The organism is Pseudoalteromonas sp. LC2018020214, assembly GCF_016598755.1.
In the GTDB taxonomy this organism is placed as follows: domain Bacteria; phylum Pseudomonadota; class Gammaproteobacteria; order Enterobacterales; family Alteromonadaceae; genus Pseudoalteromonas; species Pseudoalteromonas distincta.
Genome location: NZ_CP066804.1, coordinates 882,271 through 902,176, shown reverse-complemented (window position 1 = coordinate 902,176; position 19,906 = coordinate 882,271). Strand labels below are relative to the sequence as shown.

The window sequence follows — 19,906 nt, the reverse complement described above, 5'->3', positions numbered from 1 at the left end:
AACTTAATTTATTTTAAAGTGTTGGTTGTTTTTCTAACGGAATAGCCAACATATACAACAATTGCAATAATGACCCTTCACAAATAGCCGCTTGTGCTTGCTCAACCACTTTAGGCTTACCATGCACGGCCACACCTAGGCCTGCTTTTGCCATCATCACTAAATCATTTGCGCCATCTCCAATAGCTACAGTTTGTGCTTTTTTAAGCCCTAGCTTTTGCTGAAGCACCTCTAATACGACCGCTTTTTGCTGCGCATCGACAATCGTACCCAGTACTTTACCTGTTAGCTTGTCGTCTTCAAATTCGAGCACATTAGCGTGCACTTCATCTAAATTAATCAGCTCTTGTACACGCTCTGCAAAAGGCACAAAACCACCTGAGGCAATCGCCAAATACCAGTTATGTTGCTTTAAAATTTGGCACAGTATTTTAATACCAGGCATCAATGGTAATGTACTTTTCAGTTCTTCAATTAAGCTTTTTTCAATACCTTCAAGCTTAGCTACACGCTGATATAAACTCTCACTAAAATCAAGTTTACCCGCCATTGCAAGTGCAGTTACAGAAGCAACTTCATCGTATACGTTCGCAAGGCGTGCTATTTCGTCTATGCACTCAATAGTTATTGCAGTTGAATCCATATCCATAACCAATAAACCAGGCTCATATAAATTAGGCGGCGTAGCAACTTGCACTAATTGACAATCAAGCGTGTTTGAAAATTCTCGTAGTACTAACGGGTTTATAGTTTTATCTGCATTTTGCGCGTAAAAACACAGTGCTGGTGCAAGCCCTAAATCAGGTTGGTATTGGCATATAGCGGTGACTTTTTGGTTATGTGTCGCTAAAAAGTCAACAATACTGGCAATGTGTTTTTCTGCAAAATCACCTGCAAATGCGATGCTAAATAACCCTAATGCTTTGTTTGGAATATAATCGAGAGGTGTAGATACACCACCACTATAGCTAAACCATTTATTTAGAGTTAAGTGTTGTAATGGTTGCTCAGCAGCTTGCTGTGCCATGTTGATTTGCGACATGGGATCTCCGTGTTTATTTTTATTTTCCTGATAGTTGGCATCTCAAAACTGCTATTCTCAACACTAAATTCGCCATCAGGTGGGGTTTAAGGTTATAGTTAGTGTAGTTGTAACATCAAATCAAAATGCTGTCAGTAGCATAAACGGTGACTATGAAAAATAACCATATTAAAAACCCTATAAGCGCATCCCAAAGAAAGCGACTCGTTCGCTTAATTCTTGCGGCTGGCTGTTTTGTATTACTAAGCTGGGTGGGTGTTAATAGTAGTTTTCAGAGTCACCAGTTACTGTACGATAGCGCCGACAGCACCGCAAAAAGCCTCACTCAGTTTATGGCTTTAAATGTTAAAACACCTTTAATCGAAAAAAACAAACCCCAGCTCAATGCAATTTGTAACGATATAAGTAAAGATGAGTTCGTGCTTTCGGCCACTATTTACGATCAACAGGGTATTTTATTAGCCAGTAGCGACAATTGGCAGTCGCATCATGTTTATGGTCAACTTTCTGATTCTACCCCCGGAATAAGTAAGTTAAAAACACCTTTTATGGAACCTGTTATAAGCGATGATGACCGCCCTATAGGTTTTGTATCTATTACTTATTTAACTCGCGCTGCAATATCCGACAGCCATAATCATTTTCATGACTTAGGCAGGCAGGTTTTACTAATGCTAGTGATTGCTTGTATATTTACGTGGCAGTTAGGCCGAGGGTTAAAACGTTGGCAGGTAAACCGCTATATGCAAAAAACATCTGAACAAGAATCATAAAGCTGCTTTGCAAGCGTCTCTCTTTCATTATGTGGCTTTAAACTACATAACGCGTCAAACACATCAGGTATATGTAATGGCGTGTTAACCTCCCCTTGGTAGCCACTTAACGGCATTGAAGGTGAATCTGTTTCAAGCACTAAGTACTCGGGCTCAATAGCGGCAATAACAGCACGGGTTTTAGTTGCACGTTCATAGGTAATAACACCGCCTACGCCAAGCTTAAAGCCCTGTTTGATATAGTACTTCGCTTGTTGGATTGAACCTGAAAATGCATGAATCACTCCCCCATTTTTTGGCTTACAACGTTTAAACGCTTGCGCAATTAAATCATGGCTTTGCCTGTGATGTACAATGAGCGGTAAGCTTAGCTCATTAGAAAGCTTTATTTGCTGTTCAAATAAATAAGTTTGTTTAGAGAGGTTTTCAATGCTTCTATCAAGCCCACACTCACCAATAGCCACCAGCTGATGCTTATTTGTAGTTGCAAAGTCAAATAACGCTTCTATGTGCGATTCTTTATGTTGCTCTAAGAAGTAAGGATGTAGCCCTGCCGCTATTTTTATACTTGGATAGGTTGCTTTGAGCTCTATAAGAGTATGCGATTGAGCAAGCGTAATACCCGGTACAACAAACTGATTAACTCCCTTTGCGACGCACTCGCCTATGAGCGATTCACGACTTGAATCAAACTCACTAAAATCGAGGTGGCAATGAGAGTCAATAAATTGCACGGTTACTTACTCATCTATTTATTAAGGATTTAAGCGTGTAATTTGCCAGCTATTATCTGCTTGGCGTTGATACATAAAACGATCATGTAAACGATGCGCCCCACCTTGCCAAAACTCAATTTTAGTGGGCACTACACAATAACCGCCCCAAAAATCAGGTAATGGAATTTCACCTTTAGCAAACTTATTTTTCATATTAGCAAAGGTTTCCATTAGTACTTTACGTGATGACACCGGACGACTTTGCGCTGATGCCCACGCTGCTAATTGGCTTTCTTTAGGACGAGATAAAAAGTACTTTGCCACAGCAGAAGTTGGTAATGGTTTAGCCTCGCCATAAACAATAACTTGGCGTTCCATGTGATGCCACGGAAAGTGCAAGGAAATTTTGTTATTGCCTTTAAGCTCCTGCGCTTTACGCGAACCTGTATTGGTAAAAAATACAAAGCCGTTATCATCCAGATGCTTTAAAAGCACTATACGCTGTGAAGGCTGACCGGTTTCATCAACAGTTGCTACAACCATCGCTGTTGGGTCGGGTAATTGGCTTGCTACAGCATGCTCAAGCCATGTTTCAAACTGCTTGAATGGGTCATCTTGCAAGTTATCTTCGCTTAACGCGTCTTGCAGGTATTCACGGCGGATATCTTCGAGTTTCATAACAAATCCTTTAAATAAAGACTTAGAAAAGAGCTTAGAGTAGCGCGCTTAAAACAATAGATATTGAGTAATAACAAATATTAAGATTCAGGTGTATACGATAGAAATAGCACCGAGTCTCGAGTGTATTCGATAGCAGTAAACATAGAGTCTCAGGTGTATCGTTGGGTTTCGTTTCACTCAACCCAACCTACAACGCAAACTACACATCTCTGCAAGTGTAGGAGTGCTAGCAAGGCGGTAAAACTATTTATGCCAAGTAGCATACGGTTTGTATGTGACTTAGGCTAAATAGTTTTACCAACGCAGCTAAAGCGAACTACACGCAGCAGACGGTTCACCTAAGTAGTTTAGCCTAAGACAAGGCATCCAACCCGACTTATCCCTATGAGCATACGGTTTGTATGTGATTAGGGTAAGTCGGGGTGGATAACGCAGTATTAGGTTAAAATACGACGGTGATTACATTTGCTCCATAACTTCAATGCCTAGCAAATCCAATCCCGTTTCTAGTGTTTTAGAAACCAAATTACACAACACTAAACGGCTATCGCGCACGCTTGGCTCTACGCCTTCTTTAAGTACTGGGCAAGCTTCGTAAAATGTCATGTATAAGCTTGCAAGCTCGTATAAGTAACCACATAGTACGTGCGGTGTTGCTTCGCTGATCATTAAATCAAGTACTTCTTCGAGCTGTAGTAGCTTAAGTGCAAGTGCTTTTTCTTGAGGCTCAACAATTGCAACGTCTGAATTTAATGTAGCAGCATCAACGCCTGATTTGCGGAAAATACTGCGTACACGTGTATAAGCATATTGTAAGTAAGGAGCTGTTGCGCCTTCAAAACTTAGCATGCTGTCCCAGTTAAAAATGTAATCACTGGTACGGTGCTTAGAAAGGTCGGCATATTTAACTGCGCCAATACCTACTTTACGTGCAATTTCGCTGCGATCGCTATCACTTAAATCAGACTCACGTTCAGCTAATTTTGCTGCTGCGCGGTTAATTGATTCTTCTAATAAATCAGCAAGTTTTACTGTGCCGCCAGTACGTGTTTTAAATGGTTTATTATCGGCGCCCATCATGGTGCCAAACGGGCAAAACTCGTAACTTGTTTCGTCTCTTAATAAACCAGCTTTACGCGCTGTTAGCTCTACTTGGTTAAAGTGTAGATTTTGACGTGCATCTACAAAAATTAAGATGCGATCAGCACCTAATTTGTTTGAACGATAGTCACATGCCGCTAAGTCTGTTGTTGCATATAAAAAACCACCGCCAGATTTTTGTACGATAAACGCTGATGGCTCGCCATCTTTATTAGCTAGCTCATCTAAAAACACCACTTGCGCGCCTTGCGACTCCACGGCAATGTTTTTATCTTTAAGTAGGCTAATAATATCGTTAAGCTCTGCATTGTATGCGCTTTCAGCCATAATATCGGCTTGAGTAAGCGTTACATTCAAACGCTTGTATACTTCTTCAGAGTGTTTAACTGAGGTGGCTATAAATAGTTTCCAAAGTTTTTCACAATGCGCATCGCCGCCTTGTAATTTAACAACGTAGTCACGTGCTTTATCTGCAAAGCCTTCTTCGTCGTCAAAGCGTTTTTTAGCATCGCGGTAAAAAGTTTCTAAATCAGCAAGCGCAACAGTATCTAAGTCAACGCCTTGGCTAATTTGATCTTCTAAATGCGCGATTAACATACCAAATTGCGTACCCCAATCACCCATGTGATTTTGACGCACAACCGTATCGCCTCTAAATTCAAGCGCACGTACAATTGAGTCACCAATAATAGTTGAACGTAAATGGCCTACGTGCATTTCTTTAGCTAGGTTTGGTGATGAATAATCAACAACAACTTTTTGTGGCTTAGCGTGCTCGTTTACAGCTAGTTTTGCATCATTGTTAGCCGCTTTAACGCTTTGCGCTAAAAACTCAGGCTTTAAATGGATATTAATAAAACCTGGGCCTGCAATTTCAGTCTTTTGTGCAATATCGCTTACATCAAGGTTATCAATAATTTTTTGTGCAAGCTCACGCGGGTTGCTTTTCATTTTTTTAGCTGCGCCCATGGCTGCATTAATTTGGTAATCACCAAATTGTGGACGCGTGCTTTGCGTTACTGCCGGGTTTGTGTCTTCAGGTAAGCCTGCACCGACCATAGCTGCAATGGCTTTTTCAATTAAAATAGTACGAATATTCATATTTTTTTACCTTTATAAACCCGCCAAAGCAGGTTTTCTTTTAATTCTTGTAAATGAGCTCTAGTTTTCGCGTGTATGGCTAAACGTTACTTCTGGGTAACGTTCTACCGATAAGTTAAGGTTTACACGGCTCGGTGCAATGTAAGTTAAGTTATCACCGCCATCGAGAGCTAAATTGCTTTCGCATTTACGTTTAAATTCTTCAAACTTTTTAACGTCATTACTGCTTACCCAGCGTGCCGTATTCACGTTTACGCCTTCATAAATAGCATCAACGTTATATTCTGCTTTTAAACGCGCTACAACCACATCAAACTGAAGTACGCCTACCGCGCCTACTATTAAGTCGTTATTAATAAGTGGTCTAAATACCTGTACAGCCCCTTCTTCAGAAAGCTGTACTAAACCTTTTAGCAATTGCTTTTGCTTAAGCGGATCGCGAAGGCGAATACGACGAAATAGTTCAGGGGCGAAGTTAGGAATACCACTAAATTTAAGTTTTTCGCCTTGCGTGAACGTATCACCAATTTGAATTGTACCGTGGTTATGCAAGCCAATAATGTCGCCAGCGAAAGCATCTGCGGCACGTTCACGATCGCCCGCCATAAAGGTTACCGCATCAGAAATGCTCACTTGCTTGCCAATTCGCACGTGATTCATTTTCATGCCTTGGCTGTACTTACCCGATACAATACGCATAAATGCAATACGGTCACGGTGTTTAGGGTCCATGTTGGCCTGAATTTTAAATACAAACCCGGTAAAGTTTTCTTCAGTTGCAACAATTAGTCTGTCTTCGGTTTCACGTGGTAATGGCGTTGGCGCCCACTTAGTTAAACCATCTAACACGTGATCAACACCAAAGTTACCAAGTGCGGTACCGTAATAAACTGGCGAAAGCTCACCGGCTAAAAACAGATCTAAATCAAATTCGTTTGATGCACCAATAACAAGCTCAAGCTCATCACGTAACTGCGCAGCTAAGTCTTCACCAATGGCAATATCTAACTCTGGATTATCAAGGCCTTTAATTGTGCGAACATCTTGAATTTTATGACCTTGGCCCGTTTTATATAAAACAGCTTCATCATTATGAATGTGATAAACACCTTTGAACTCTTTACCACAACCAATTGGCCAAGTAATGGGTGCACAGGCAATATTTAGCTCGGTTTCAACTTCGTCCAGCACTTCCATTGGGTCGCGAATATCACGGTCACATTTGTTCATAAACGTAACAATAGGTGTGGTACGCAGGCGTGTAACTTCCATTAGCTTACGGGTACGGTCTTCTACACCTTTAGCTGCATCAATAACCATTAAGCACGAATCTACTGCCGTTAATGTACGGTACGTATCTTCAGAGAAGTCTTCGTGTCCTGGCGTATCAAGTAAATTAACAAGTGCGTCGTTATATGGAAATTGCATTACAGACGTAGTAACTGATATACCACGCTCTTTTTCCATTTCCATCCAGTCAGATTTAGCATGCTGGTTAGAGCCGCGACCTTTTACAGTACCAGCTCTTTGAATAGCTTGTCCGAATAACAATACTTTTTCGGTAATCGTTGTTTTACCAGCATCCGGGTGAGAGATGATAGCAAAGGTCCTTCGCTTGCTGATTTCATTGATAATAGTCTGGTCTGCCATTGATAAATTCTTTTAGTTTATATGCGGGGTTGAATGCATTTTAATAAGCGTCTGCGAGTAAACCCGTTATGTTGATCGTAATTAACTACTATTCTCGCTGATTTTCACGTTGCAAACAGCTGATAATAAAGCGTCAATAGTTGATTTTTTAATAATGGCAATTGTAACAGGAGTCGGTATAAAAGTGTGCTATCTACTTAAAAATATCTTAGCTTTAAAATAAATGTGTACAGCAAGCGATATTTAAACGACCTACAATTTGCTCGTAGATCGCTTAAATAAAAATGAGTAGTTACTTAACAACATCAATAGTAGGTACAACCGACATTCCAACACGTAGTTGACTAAGTAAAGGCTGCTTAGCATCTAAACTAATCTTTACCGGTAGGCGCTGCGCTATTTTAGTAAAGTTGCCTGTTGCATTATGTGCACCAATAGTGGAGTAACTTACACCACTTGCTGGACTTAGACTGTCAACGTGTCCTTTTAATGTCACGCCTGGCAATGCATCAACTTTAATTTCAACCTGTTGACCAACTTTTACATTAGCTAGTTGTGTTTCTCTATAATTTGCACTTATAAACACTTTATCCAGTGGCACAATAACGAGAAGTGGCTTACCTGGGCTTACAAAGCCACCTACACGCACAGCCTTTTGACCAACAATACCGCTAACAGGTGCTTTAATTTTTGTGTAAGAGAGCTTTAATAATGCTTCTTCTAATGAGGCATTTGACTGAGCTAATAATGCTTTTGCTTTATCTTGATCAGCATTTAAAATAGCTGTTTGCTGCTTTGCTGCAACTAGTGCTGCTTCTTTTTTATGTAAGTTAGCCTTTTGAATTGCTAGCTTTGCTTGTGCTTCTTGAAGCGCTTGAACAGTGCCCGAGCCATCAGACGCTAAATTACTGTATCGAGTTAGATTTACATTTGCTAATTCAAGCCCTGCTTTTTCAGCTTCAATACCGGCCTCTGCTTGTAATATTACAGACTCCTGATAAATAATTTTTGCTTTTAGGCTTTTAATATTTGCCTGTGCACTATTAACCCGTGCTTTAGCTGCGTCAATAGCAACTACATAATCGCGGTCATCAATCGTTGCTAACACATCGCCTTTTTCTACACGCTGATTATCTTTAATTAATACCTCATTTATGACACCTGATATTTTAGGCGATACAAACGTAAAGTCGGCTTGTATATATGCGTCATCTGTTGTTTGCGTTGAAGCCGATGACTCTGGTGTATTTAAATAAACAATACTACCTGCAACAACAGCAAATAAGGTTGCTACCACGGTAAATTTAACTGCTTTTGATAATGCCATAATTTATTACTCAATTTTAAAAATAAGGTTTAAGATTTATTTAGATTCGGTGCAGGTACAAAGTCCATGCACAGTGCCAACGGAATTAAGACAAGGGCTATAATTCCCAACACTAAATACGCATCAGCAATAGATAAAACTAAAGACTGCTGAGCAATAACACTACCAAGCTCCGTAGGTGTTGCGCTTTGTGGTAGAGAGTTACCAGCTAGTGAAGCATGATCTAATAACATTTCGTTATGAAAACGACTTCGAACAACGATCAACTGTCCAACAACTGCACCACCAATTAGCGATCCAAAAACACGTAAGGTATTTATAGTTCCCGAAAAGTACGGGCCCTCACTTGGGTCTAACACGCTAGTCATTAAGAATAATATAGGGACAACGGCCATTGGCTGGCCAAATGCCTGCAATAACTGGGCTGTTAAAAATTGATCGCCATGCCATTGCGGCGTTATTTGAGTACCACTAAAACAAGCAAGAGAAATTAAGAACAGGCCTATTGCCATAACAAATCGTGCATCAACCCATTTTTTATATAAAAAAAGTGCAACAACAGATCCCAGCACTAACTGCGGTAAAGCAATAAGCAACCCAATAGGCGCTAACTGTAATGCTCGATAGTTATGTAAATTTGTTAAATGAACTGAAGGAAGCATTGAACCCGACATAAAAACCACCAACAATAACGTTAGTATCACCGCGCCAATACCTAAATTACGTTTACCGATTAGCTGAGGCTTCATAAATGGGGTTTTATGATGCCACTCCGTAAACAAATAACATCCAAACAAAACAATTCCAGCACTAAAGCATACGGTAATAAGTGATGAATTAAACCAGTCAAGCCGAACTCCTTGATCGAGAGCTGTAGCAATTAACGCAAGTGATGAAACCCCGCATATTAGACCTAACCAGTTACCTTCTTTAAAGCGAGCATACTTAACACCTTCTTTTGGTAAGCCCCATGCTGTTAGAGAGCCGGCTACAAGACACAATGGAATAACTTGCCAGTAAATTAAGCGCCAATCAGATAACCCATCAACCCATTGGCCACTTAACCAAATAGCTAAATTAGGTGCAAATGTAGCAGTCATTGCATATAAAGCTAAACCATGTAAACGAATATGAGGAGGTAGAAACTTAAGTGCGGCCATCATTAAAATAGGGATTAACGCGCCACTGCTTACACCTTGGATAAAGCGTAAAGCGATCAGTAAATCTAAGTTGTGAATAAACGGCAATATTGCGGCTATAAAACCACATACTGTCACCATACTAATATGAAAACGCCTAACCGATAACGTAATAGCAAACCATGAAGCAAACGGCATTGCTATTAATTCTCCTACGGTGTAAGCGCTCGATAGCCACGATGCATCATCAAGGCTTGCGCCCAACACGCCACGAATATCAACAAGACCTAAAGAACCGACACGATTATTTAAACCAGCCATCATTGCCGCAATAAAAATACCTAAGAGCCCGGCAATTGCTTGTTTAGAAGGTCCTGCGGGTCTTACAATGGGATCCGCGTTTTGTATGGGCACATTAATTGTGGCTGCATTCATTACTCCCCCTCCGCAACTATTTCATTTCTCGCTGATGTTTTTTTAGGCAAAACATCAGGATTCCAGCCTCCACCTAGTGATTTATATAAGCTAACCACCGCAAGTGATGCATTAGTGGCGCTATTGTTTAAATTAGTTTGGCTTGCCAGTAAGTGGCGCTGTGCAGTGAGTACACTAAGATAATCTGCAGCACCTTGCTGGTAAGCTCGCTCAACGCTATGTAGTGCTTTTTTATTAAAGTTATATGCTATTTCTACTTTATCGTGGTGGTTTTGCTGTGCCGCCCAGCCATCTACTGCGTTATCTACTTCATGCCATGCTTTGAGTACTGTTTGGCGATAATTTAATGCCGCATTTTTCTCGCGTTCTTTTGTTAATTTAAGTTGTGACTTTAAGCGTCCACCTTGAAAAATAGGCAAATATACATTGGGCCCAACAGAAAATACGCGTGAGTCCCACGTTGATAAATCGTGCTGCGCATAACCTTCAACACCTAATGTACCCGTTAACGTAATACGCGGGTAAAAATCTGCTTGTGCTGCACCAATAGCGGCTACGGCACTGTGTAAATTTGCCTGAGCTTGTAAAATATCTGGGCGACGTTTTACAAATTCAGATGGGATCACCTTAGGTATGCCAGTAGGAATATGTGGCTGTGGTATACGTGCTGCTAATAAAGCATTTAATGCACGCGGTTGCTCCCCAATTAATAATGCAAGTGCATTCATTAAAGCATTACGACGCTGTGTTACCTCTGGTAATCCCGCATTAATTGTTGCGAGTTCTGCCTGGGCGCTAATAGTTTCAAAGCGCGTGCTTACGCCATTTCTTTCACGACTTTGCACAAGGGTTAATACACGCTCTGCAATGCTTTTGTTTTCATGTGTGATTTCTAATTGTGTTTGTGCACTTCGCAGCAACAAGTAGGTTTTAGCAACTTCGCCCGCGAGGCTGACCCGCACAGCTTCACGTTCAAATAATGACGCTTGCAACATAGCGATTGCGCCCTCTTCTATTCGTTTATTACGACCCCATAAATCCAGCTCCCAACTGGCATCAAACCCTAGCTGCCAAAAGTTATCAGCATCTGGTGGCGCACCAAGTGCGACAAATTTACCGTTTTCGCTAAGACCTTCACGTTTGTAATCAAATCCAGCAGATACGTTTGGCAAACGCTCTGATGATGCTATACCCAACGCAGCTCGACTTTGTGCAATTCGACTTGAAGCCATTTGTAAGTCAAGATTACCCAGCTGCGCTTTTTGCTCTAATTCAGTTAAAATAGGGTCGTTTAATATAGTCCACCAGTTCCATACTAATTCAGCTTTGTTGCTTTGCTCGCCTTGGCCAAAGTCGGCTGTAGGCGTTACAACCGTGTTATTTATGTTTGCATTAGGCTCTTCAAATGTAGGACCTACAACACACCCCGATAAAATAGCAATTGACGTAAGTGCTATGGCTGTGTGCCGTGAATAGTTAAAAAGCCTTTTATTAAAACGCAGAATTGCCATTTCGATATCCCAAATTTAACAATGCAACAAACATGTACTGTACCGCTCGGTTTGACTTATTAACAGAAAAATTCAACAAATCAATATTAGCAAGCTCACAATCATGAATGTATTTTAGAAACAATTAGCTAAGTTATATTAGCGTTACTGAAGTGGACTAGTTACAGAAAACTCAAAGCTTAAATTGAACTGTACCGCTCGGTTTGGTATGCTATTCGTAATTTAATATCATGTCAAGGTGAAATGTAATGACAAAAGAGCTTACTAATTCCCAAAGCACTACGCCTCCTAGTGAGCTAGAGCTTGGCGCAAAAGCAAGGACAGTATTACAAGCAGCTCGTAAAATATTTTTAACTCATGGGTTTAACGGTGCAACTACTGATATGATCCAACGTGAAGCAGGGGTATCAAAATCGACGGTTTACGCTCACTTTGCAAATAAAGAAACATTATTTTTAGCAGTCATAAAAAGTGAATGCGAAGTATTTACGGCTTCAATTCATAATATTACTTTTAAACCGGGCAACTTAACTGAAAACTTACGCCACTTAGGGTATGCCTACTTACAAGTCGCCTTGGCGGAATCTGCAATGGCGCTATACCGCGTCGTAATAGCTGAAGCTCCCCGCTTTCCTGCTCTTGGTCATATGTTTTACAACTCAGGTCCGCTTGTAGTTAAAGGTAAAGTTTCTAAGTACTTAACAGATGCAGTCGCTTCAAACGAGCTTAACTTTGAAACTATTAGCATTGAAGAAGCTACCGATGTATTTGTTGCGTTAATGCGCAGCGAACTGCATTTGTTATATCTAACTCATCCGGATAAACCAATAACTAAAGATGCGATTGATCGATGGGTTGAAATAACCATCGACTTTTTAGTACGCTCATACGGCTGTTAAATATGTAATTATTTAATAGGTAATAACATTATTACGAATGCGTATTTCTTACACGTGTTCGTTTTAAACAAACACTCAAAATCATCGTATTAAACCTTGCTATGCCTTCTCAGCCTCACAGCCTTATTTCACCTATGCATCAATATATAAACTCGTGGCAGTAAATCGACTATGGAGAGCAGCTTGGCAAAAATATAAAAGCATGTGGAGTGTTTTGTGTGCAAATTTCGCTCTACAAAAGATGCTTCCCAATTTGGCAATAAATTCGTAACTTTAAAAAATGTAAAACTATGTAAGTTTTTTAAACACTGAATTGATATTATTCAGTGTAATTTGTTAAATTTAAATAACTTAAACATAAAAAAAAGAGCTAAAGATCATGCAACTAATGATTGTAATTTAGCCACCAAGACCGCTATAAGCTTGTGTAATCAGGTCGTAACGCATATTATTGGCAGATTGCATGGAGGATAAGTCGTTTGGTCATGAAAACCAGTAAGTTAAGTATAAGATTATTATGGTATATAACACCTCTTGTTATTCTACCACTGCTATTTTTAGGTGGCTTTACGCTCACCAATGTCACTAATTCAACACAAAAACAAGCTGATTTAATAATGAGCCGTTTTGTTGAGCAACAACAGCAAAAAATATTCAACTATATCGACTCTTTTCACTCTACTGCAAAACTACTTTCAAATTCGCCAGTACTTAGTGACTTTTTAGCAAACGATATTAGCGCCAACGGTAATTACACCCGAAAACTTGGCGCGCTTATGGATGTATTTGCCAGTTACAGCGAAGCTTATCCAGATATAATTAGCATTAATTTAGTTTCAGCAAGTGGGAAAAGTGATGCCTACTACTCTAATAACCTAACAACAGCGCCTAAAAGCTATCCATTTTTTAATCGAGTATTGCAAAGTAATTTAAGTACACAGCAATTTATGATTCAAAAGGACGATGGCACCACGAGCTTATATTTCATTCAACGAATTGACAGCGTTGATTACTACTTGAAACGTCCACAGCAGCTTGGTTTTATTGTAATACATATAGAGCCTTCAATACTCAACTCCAGTATTTTAGAAGCGCCATATAACAACACACTTAATTTAATGTTGACCAAAGACGGGAAAATTTTATTTAGCTCCGACTACAACATGCGCGGCCAATACATAAGCGAATATGAACTTAACCAAGTACACGATCTTGCCGATATAGGCATGCTTTCTACCATTGAACTCTCAAGCATAGATAAAATAGAGCGAATGATTTTTGCCGTACAAATGCCCGGTGGATATTATTACGTTTCAACCATTCCCAAAGGTGTGCTTTATCAATCAGGTAAAGCCATAAGCTTAATAACAGGCTTAATTGTTATTATTTCGATAATCACCCTGCCAATATTAATTTTTATAGTGGTACGTAATTTATTACTTAACCCAATTGAATTATTAGGTGCTGCAAGCCACCGTGTTGGTGATGGCGATTTGTCGGTGCACTTACCAGCTCATACAAATGACGAAGTGGGTGTTTTGTTTAACGACTTTAACCACATGGTTAATCAAATTAGACACTACCAGCAGCAGCTTGAAGAATATAAACACCACCTTGAAGATAAAGTAGAAAGTCGTACTAAAGCACTTGAAGCCATGAACAGCCAACTAGAGCTTGCAATTGGCCAAGCCGAGCAAGCTAATCAGCTTAAAAGTCGTTTTTTAGCTAATATGAGTCACGAAATACGAACGCCACTTACGGCTATTATGGGCTTTACAGAGCAATTACTCCACAACGACAAAGTAGCCAACGACAAACAACATCTAAGCACTATTTTACGTAATTCAAAACACTTACTAGAGTTAATAAATAACATACTCGACTTATCTAAAATTGAAGCTGAAAAGCTAGCTGTCGATTTGTCTGCGTTAAACGTAGTGCAGCTTGTGCATGACATTGAATCGATTATTCAACCACTGGCACAAGAAAAACAATTAACCCTTAATATTGATTACCAACTGCCGCTACCTCGCACCATTTATAGTGATGTGACCCGCTTAAAACAAATACTTATAAATATTGCAAATAACGCTGTTAAATTTACCGAAAATGGCAGTGTGTCTATTTGCGTGCATTATTTACAAGCAAGTCAAAAGCTAGAATTTGTAATTAAAGATACCGGCATTGGTATGTCTGAGCATCAAATAGAGCGTGTGTTTAAACCGTTTGAGCAAGCCGATGCCACAACCACACGTCGTTTTGGTGGTACAGGCCTTGGGTTGTGTATTTCTAAAAATTTAGCACTGTTACTTGGTGGCGATGTAACGCTTGAAAGTGAAGTTGGCGTTGGTAGCCGCTTTACAATTAGGGTGTCGTGTCAGTTATCTGATGATCAACCCATGCTTGAGTTTTTAACGCAAGAAAGCCAGTTAATACCAGAGAAAGACCCTCTCTTATCGTTTGCGACCAATAACTTTGAGGCTAATATTTTAGTCGCTGAGGATAACCCTGATAACCAACTATTAATTAAATTATTACTGCAAACTTGGGGCCTTGAACCCGATATTGCTAGTAATGGCGCACAAGCTGTAGAAATGGCACTCGTTAATGACTATCAGCTTATTATAATGGATATGCAAATGCCTGTAATGGGCGGATTAGAAGCGACTAAAATGCTTCGTCATGCAGCATACGATGGCCCTATTATTGCCCTTACTGCTAATGTAATGAACCACGACATAGGTACTTACCTAGAAGCTGGCTGCAACAAAGCACTCGCTAAACCCATTGATAAAGATGCTCTGGAAAATGTACTCGTAAGCTACCTACATCTTGAAAAGGATAATCAAAATAAGTGGGACAGCTTATTAAAAAGCGAAAAGTTTCAGCAAATTACTGATAACTATTTAGCCAACTTACCTACTTATTTAGAAGAAGTTAAAACTCTGCAACATTGTAATGACTGGGAAGCATTAAGAAGTATAGCGCACAGTATTAAAGGTAGTTCTGGGTGCTTTAATTTTGATGAAATTTATCACAGCGCTGCGGCACTTGAAGAAAATTTAAAAAGTAACAATAAAGTGCCAAGAGACGAGCTAGTAAATAAATTAATAGCAGCCATTGAGCAAGCAATTAGTGGCAAAGTAACCTAAAAGAAAACTTACAAAATAGTACAAGTTCGGTGCGTTAGTGCTCTATGATTAAAACGCTAACCACCGACTTAAACTATGAAAAGTTTAAACCTAATGCCATGCCCATTAAAATAGCGTCTTCAAAGCCATTTTTGGCCGGATTATCACTTGGATAGTAGTTTTTACGCACTGACATCTCTGTAAAGCCAGCGTTCTCGTATAGCGCAATAGCCCGCGTATTAGATTCGCGTACTTCTAAAAAGAGGTTTTCAGCATTTTGCTGTTCACCATATTCAATAAACTGGGCTAACAACTGCCTTGCAATACCCTTACCCTGGTGGCTTGGTGTTACACAAATATCCATAAGCGTAAAATCAGGCCCTGCTTTTTCACCAATATAAAAACCAATCATGCTCACCTCATCAAATGCGGCAACATTAAAATAGCGCCCGCCTATACATGAACTCATTGTATTTAAAGTCCACGGATGGCTATGACATGCTGTTTCGATGGCCATTAATTGAGGTATTGCAGTTTCATCTACTGATTTAAAGTTTATCAAGGTGTTCACTCATTAAAGCCCATAAAGCGCGCTTCTCAGAGGCGTTGAGCTGTGGGGTTGGCAATGTAAGCTGATTGTCGTTTAATTGCATCTCACTGCCCTGTACAACGCTATTTATAATAATAGGTTCTGCACTGAGTTTAATGTCTGCAAGTAGTTGCTCATTTAGCGTTAAAGAACTAGCTATCGTGCTTTGCGATAAAGTATTAGCTTGGTCATTTGCTTGAGGACAATAATGCTGATTGAGTTCAAGATTTTCTATATCAAAAATAGCTGCGTAACGTGGATGCATAACAACTCAGTAGATTAGACATTTGAACAATATAAGAAGTAATAAAAACGATGTAAAGAAGAAATGGCAGGGGCGGAGAGATTCGAACTCCCAACCATCGGTTTTGGAGACCGCTGTTCTACCAATTGGAACTACGCCCCTGCAATGACGACGAATTATAGAGAAGTTTCGCCAAAGGTAAAGAGAAAAATCACTCTTTTAGTTTAACTGCTTTTTAAATAAACAAAACGGCGGATTAGCATGCTAATTCGCCGTTTTTTAATCACTTAAAATTAGTTAATTAAAACTAAAATCAATTATTCCCATTCGATAGTTGCAGGTGGTTTACCTGAAATATCGTAAACTACACGAGAAATACCATCAATTTCGTTAATGATACGGTTTGAAACCACACCTAAAAATTCATATGGTAAATGTGACCAGCGTGCTGTCATAAAGTCGATTGTTTCTACACAACGAAGTGATACAACCCAATCGTACTTACGTGCATCGCCCATAACCCCTACCGATTTAACTGGTAAGAATACAGTAAACGCTTGGCTTACTTTATGGTAAAGCTCAGCTTTGTGTAGCTCTTCGATGAAAATCGCATCTGCGCGGCGTAGTAAATCACAGTACTCTTTTTTGATTTCGCCAAGTACACGTACACCTAAGCCTGGTCCAGGGAAAGGATGACGGTAAAGCATGTCGTACGGTAAACCAAGTTCTAGACCAATTTTACGCACTTCATCTTTGAATAATTCACGCAATGGCTCAACAAGGCCCATTTTCATGTCATCTGGTAATCCGCCCACATTGTGGTGAGATTTAATAACATGCGCTTTACCTGTGGCAGATGCCGCAGATTCAATAACGTCAGGGTAAATTGTACCTTGCGCTAACCATTTCGCATTTTTAAGCTTTTTGGCTTGCTCATCAAATACATTAATAAACGTGTGACCAATGGCTTTACGTTTATCTTCTGGGTCTGACTTACCAGCTAAATCATTTAAAAACTGCTCTTCAGCTTCAACTTTTACAATGTTTAAGCCAAATTTATTACCAAACATGTCCATCACTTGCTGACCTTCGTTTAAACGAAGTAAACCATTATCAACAAATACACATGTTAGCTTTGCGCCAATTGCACGGTGAATAAGCATAGCCACAACTGATGAATCAACACCACCAGAGAGACCTAAAATAACTTCGTCATCACCTACAGTTTCTTTAATACGCTCAATAGCATCATCAATGATTTTTGCAGGAGTCCATAATTTTTCACAGCCACAAATATCAATAGCGAAACGCTCAAGCAAACGTAACCCTTGATGAGTATGCGTTACTTCTGGGTGAAATTGTACGCCGTAAAAACGCTTTTCTTCGTTAGACATTGCAGCATGTGGACAAGTAGATGTTTTAGCTGTTGTTGTAAAATCAGCTGGAATGTCCATTACTTTATCGCCATGACTCATCCATACGTCAAGTACGCCGTTGCCGCCATCAGTAATATGGTCTTCAATTGCATCAAATAATGCACAGCTGCCTACTTTTTCAACTTGTGCGTAGCCAAACTCTTTTTTATCAGAGCTGTGTACACTTCCACCAAGTTGAGCTGCCATTGTTTGCATACCGTAGCAAATACCTAGCACAGGAACGCCTGCATTAAATACATACTCAGGAGCGCGCGGGCTGTTTTCAAGTGTTGTTGATTCTGGACCACCAGAAAGAATAATACCTTGTGGGTTGAACTCGCGGATTTGCTCTTCAGTCACATCCCATGCCCAAAGTTCACAGTAAACACCAATTTCACGCACACGACGGGCGATTAATTGAGTGTATTGTGAACCAAAGTCTAAAATGAGAATTCGTGAATCGTGAATATCTTTGCTCATGGAGTATCTCGTAAAGTCTGATGCTAAATGCCGTTTGTTAATGTAAACGACTAAAAAGAGGGCTTGCAAAGCAAGCCCAGTATATTAAATTAATTACGCTGCTTAACCTAAGCGGTAATTTGGTGCTTCTTTAGTGATTTGCACATCATGAACGTGCGACTCACCCATACCCGCTGAAGTAACACGTACAAATTGTGGTTTTGTATTAAGCTCTTCAATTGTTGCACAACCCGTTAAGCCCATAGCACTACGTAAGCCACCTACTTGCTGATGAATAATCGTTGCAATAGGACCTTTGTAAGCTACGCGACCTTCAATACCTTCAGGTACTAACTTGTCAGCTTCATTTGATTTTTGGAAGTAACGATCTGATGAACCTTCTTTTTGATCCATCGCGCCCAATGAGCCCATACCACGGTAAGATTTGTAATAACGGCCTTGGTACAATTCAACTTCACCTGGTGCTTCTTCTGTACCAGCAAGAAGAGAACCCACCATTACACACGATGCACCAGCAACAAGTGCTTTAACAATATCACCAGAAAAACGAATGCCACCATCAGCAATAACAGGAATGCCGCGACCTTTTAAGCCTTCAACAGCATCTGAAATAGCGGTAATTTGTGGAACGCCACAACCGGTAACAATACGTGTAGTACAGATAGAACCAGGGCCGATACCTACTTTAACTGCATCCGCTCCGGCATCAGCTAGTGCAATCGCACCTTCAGCTGTTGCAATGTTACCTGCAATAATTTGTAAGTCTGGGTACTCTTTGCGAGTTTTAGTAACACGGTCAATAACGCCTTGAGAGTGACCATGCGATGTATCGATAAGTAAAACATCAATACCCGCTTCTACTAATGCAGCAATGCGCTCATCAGTACCTGCGCCAACACTTACAGCAGCACCTACACGTAAACGACCTTGGTCATCTTTACATGCGTCAGGTTTGTCTTGGGCTTTTTGGTAATCTTTTACTGTGATCATGCCTTTGAGTTTAAATTCATCATCAACAACTAAGATTTTTTCAATGCGGTGTTCGTGCATTAAGCCTAAAATCTCTTCGCGTGCTGCGCCCTCTTTAACGGTAACAAGCTTTTCTTTTTTAGTCATAACGGTAGAAACAGGCTGTTCAAGCTTAGTTTCAAAACGCATATCACGACTAGTAACAATGCCTACAAGCACATTATTGCTGTCGGTAACCGGAAAGCCTGAAAAACCTTTTTCGTGCGAAAGCTCAATTGCATCTGCAATTGTTAAATCGGCAGTAACCGTTACAGGGTATGAAACAATACCTGCTTCGTAGGTTTTAACTTTACGTACGTTTTTCGCTTGTTCTTCAATAGTCATGTTTTTATGAATAAAACCAAGACCACCTTCTTGCGCAAGGGCAATAGCTAAACGAGCTTCTGTAACAGTATCCATAGATGCTGAAATAAGCGGCAAGTTAAGTTTGATACCACGCGTTAAGCGAGTTGAAATATTTGCCGTGTGTGGCAAAACAGTAGAATGACCAGGTACTAAAAGTACGTCATCAAAGGTAAGAGCTTCTTTAGCGATTCTAAGCATTTTGGCAACTTCTCACATGTGGATCTAAGATAAGGAATTGCGGCCAAATTTTAACAGCGTTGTTGGCATGAGTAAATAATATTTCGCAAATATTTATGAT

At 40.0% G+C, this 19,906-nt stretch carries 15 protein-coding genes and 1 tRNA gene; 3 read left to right on the top strand and 13 right to left on the bottom strand.

From position 1 onward, the window contains the following. Positions 1-13: 13 nt before the first annotated feature. Positions 14-1,042 (bottom strand): phosphoserine phosphatase SerB, encoded by a 1,029-nt coding sequence (gene serB, locus JG479_RS03945; protein WP_200220012.1) that lies wholly within the window; start codon positions 1,040-1,042, stop codon positions 14-16. 152 nt (positions 1,043-1,194) lie between these two features. On the opposite strand from serB, the gene JG479_RS03940 reads away from it, so the two are divergent. After that, positions 1,195-1,815, top strand: coding sequence for an AhpA/YtjB family protein (locus JG479_RS03940; RefSeq protein WP_002958772.1), 621 nt, complete (start codon positions 1,195-1,197; stop codon positions 1,813-1,815). Here the strand turns inward: JG479_RS03940 and JG479_RS03935 are convergent. The 7 genes from JG479_RS03935 to JG479_RS03905 form a co-directional block, all read right to left on the bottom strand. Further along, positions 1,782-2,549 (bottom strand): TatD family hydrolase, encoded by a 768-nt coding sequence (locus JG479_RS03935; protein WP_200220011.1) that lies wholly within the window; start codon positions 2,547-2,549, stop codon positions 1,782-1,784. The genes JG479_RS03940 and JG479_RS03935 overlap by 34 nt on opposite strands. A 21-nt stretch (positions 2,550-2,570) precedes the next feature. After that, positions 2,571-3,209, bottom strand: a complete 639-nt coding sequence (gene pdxH / locus JG479_RS03930; RefSeq protein WP_002958774.1) for a pyridoxamine 5'-phosphate oxidase — start codon at positions 3,207-3,209, stop codon at positions 2,571-2,573. A gap of 462 nt (positions 3,210-3,671) precedes the next feature. Continuing rightward, positions 3,672-5,414, bottom strand: a complete 1,743-nt coding sequence (argS, locus tag JG479_RS03925) for an arginine--tRNA ligase (RefSeq protein WP_024596080.1) — start codon at positions 5,412-5,414, stop codon at positions 3,672-3,674. Positions 5,415-5,474: 60 nt separating this feature from the next. After that, positions 5,475-7,064, bottom strand: coding sequence for a peptide chain release factor 3 (prfC, locus tag JG479_RS03920; protein WP_200220010.1), 1,590 nt, complete (start codon positions 7,062-7,064; stop codon positions 5,475-5,477). Positions 7,065-7,356: 292 nt separating this feature from the next. Then, positions 7,357-8,391, bottom strand: a complete 1,035-nt coding sequence (locus tag JG479_RS03915; RefSeq protein ID WP_182753899.1) for an HlyD family secretion protein — start codon at positions 8,389-8,391, stop codon at positions 7,357-7,359. Between the two features lie 29 nt (positions 8,392-8,420). Beyond that, positions 8,421-9,965 carry an MFS transporter gene (locus tag JG479_RS03910; RefSeq protein ID WP_200220009.1) on the bottom strand — a complete coding sequence of 515 codons (1,545 nt, stop codon included), beginning with the start codon at positions 9,963-9,965 and terminating at the stop codon, positions 8,421-8,423. Next, the gene (locus tag JG479_RS03905; RefSeq protein ID WP_200220008.1) at positions 9,965-11,476 is read right to left on the bottom strand and encodes an efflux transporter outer membrane subunit; all 1,512 of its coding nucleotides are present in this window, start codon (positions 11,474-11,476) and stop codon (positions 9,965-9,967) included. The genes JG479_RS03910 and JG479_RS03905 overlap by 1 nt, the downstream gene beginning before the upstream one ends. A gap of 248 nt (positions 11,477-11,724) precedes the next feature. Between JG479_RS03905 and JG479_RS03900 the strand changes: the two genes are divergently transcribed. Together JG479_RS03900 and JG479_RS03895 are read left to right on the top strand one after the other, a co-directional pair. After that, positions 11,725-12,375, top strand: coding sequence for a TetR/AcrR family transcriptional regulator (locus tag JG479_RS03900; RefSeq protein WP_200220007.1), 651 nt, complete (start codon positions 11,725-11,727; stop codon positions 12,373-12,375). A gap of 485 nt (positions 12,376-12,860) precedes the next feature. Continuing rightward, a complete protein-coding gene (locus JG479_RS03895; protein WP_024596082.1) occupies positions 12,861-15,527 on the top strand; it encodes an ATP-binding protein in 2,667 nt (888 codons plus the stop codon). 73 nt (positions 15,528-15,600) lie between these two features. Here the strand turns inward: JG479_RS03895 and rimI are convergent, their stop codons facing one another. The 5 genes from rimI to guaB all read right to left on the bottom strand — a co-directional run bounded on the left by rimI (position 15,601) and on the right by guaB (position 19,806). After that, the gene (rimI, locus tag JG479_RS03890) at positions 15,601-16,068 is read right to left on the bottom strand and encodes a ribosomal protein S18-alanine N-acetyltransferase (RefSeq protein ID WP_002958780.1); all 468 of its coding nucleotides are present in this window, start codon (positions 16,066-16,068) and stop codon (positions 15,601-15,603) included. Continuing rightward, positions 16,055-16,360, bottom strand: a complete 306-nt coding sequence (locus tag JG479_RS03885) for a hypothetical protein (protein ID WP_039484938.1) — start codon at positions 16,358-16,360, stop codon at positions 16,055-16,057. The genes rimI and JG479_RS03885 overlap by 14 nt, the downstream gene beginning before the upstream one ends. A 64-nt stretch (positions 16,361-16,424) precedes the next feature. Beyond that, a tRNA-Trp gene (locus JG479_RS03880) sits at positions 16,425-16,501 on the bottom strand. Positions 16,502-16,656: 155 nt separating this feature from the next. After that, complete coding sequence (gene guaA, locus JG479_RS03875) at positions 16,657-18,234, bottom strand: glutamine-hydrolyzing GMP synthase (protein WP_149602215.1); 1,578 nt, start codon at positions 18,232-18,234, stop codon at positions 16,657-16,659. A gap of 102 nt (positions 18,235-18,336) precedes the next feature. Next, the gene (guaB, locus tag JG479_RS03870) at positions 18,337-19,806 is read right to left on the bottom strand and encodes an IMP dehydrogenase (protein WP_200220006.1); all 1,470 of its coding nucleotides are present in this window, start codon (positions 19,804-19,806) and stop codon (positions 18,337-18,339) included. Positions 19,807-19,906: the final 100 nt, after the last annotated feature.

Coding starts and splice junctions, on each gene's coding strand:
- serB (WP_200220012.1), bottom strand. CDS start 1,042: ATGTCGCAAATCAACATGGCACAGCAAGCTGCTGAGCAACCATTACAA.
- JG479_RS03940 (WP_002958772.1), top strand. CDS start 1,195: ATGAAAAATAACCATATTAAAAACCCTATAAGCGCATCCCAAAGAAAG.
- pdxH (WP_002958774.1), bottom strand. CDS start 3,209: ATGAAACTCGAAGATATCCGCCGTGAATACCTGCAAGACGCGTTAAGC.
- argS (WP_024596080.1), bottom strand. CDS start 5,414: ATGAATATTCGTACTATTTTAATTGAAAAAGCCATTGCAGCTATGGTC.
- prfC (WP_200220010.1), bottom strand. CDS start 7,064: ATGGCAGACCAGACTATTATCAATGAAATCAGCAAGCGAAGGACCTTT.
- JG479_RS03915 (WP_182753899.1), bottom strand. CDS start 8,391: ATGGCATTATCAAAAGCAGTTAAATTTACCGTGGTAGCAACCTTATTT.
- JG479_RS03910 (WP_200220009.1), bottom strand. CDS start 9,965: ATGAATGCAGCCACAATTAATGTGCCCATACAAAACGCGGATCCCATT.
- JG479_RS03905 (WP_200220008.1), bottom strand. CDS start 11,476: ATGGCAATTCTGCGTTTTAATAAAAGGCTTTTTAACTATTCACGGCAC.
- JG479_RS03900 (WP_200220007.1), top strand. CDS start 11,725: ATGACAAAAGAGCTTACTAATTCCCAAAGCACTACGCCTCCTAGTGAG.
- JG479_RS03895 (WP_024596082.1), top strand. CDS start 12,861: ATGAAAACCAGTAAGTTAAGTATAAGATTATTATGGTATATAACACCT.
- JG479_RS03885 (WP_039484938.1), bottom strand. CDS start 16,360: ATGCATCCACGTTACGCAGCTATTTTTGATATAGAAAATCTTGAACTC.
- guaA (WP_149602215.1), bottom strand. CDS start 18,234: ATGAGCAAAGATATTCACGATTCACGAATTCTCATTTTAGACTTTGGT.
- guaB (WP_200220006.1), bottom strand. CDS start 19,806: ATGCTTAGAATCGCTAAAGAAGCTCTTACCTTTGATGACGTACTTTTA.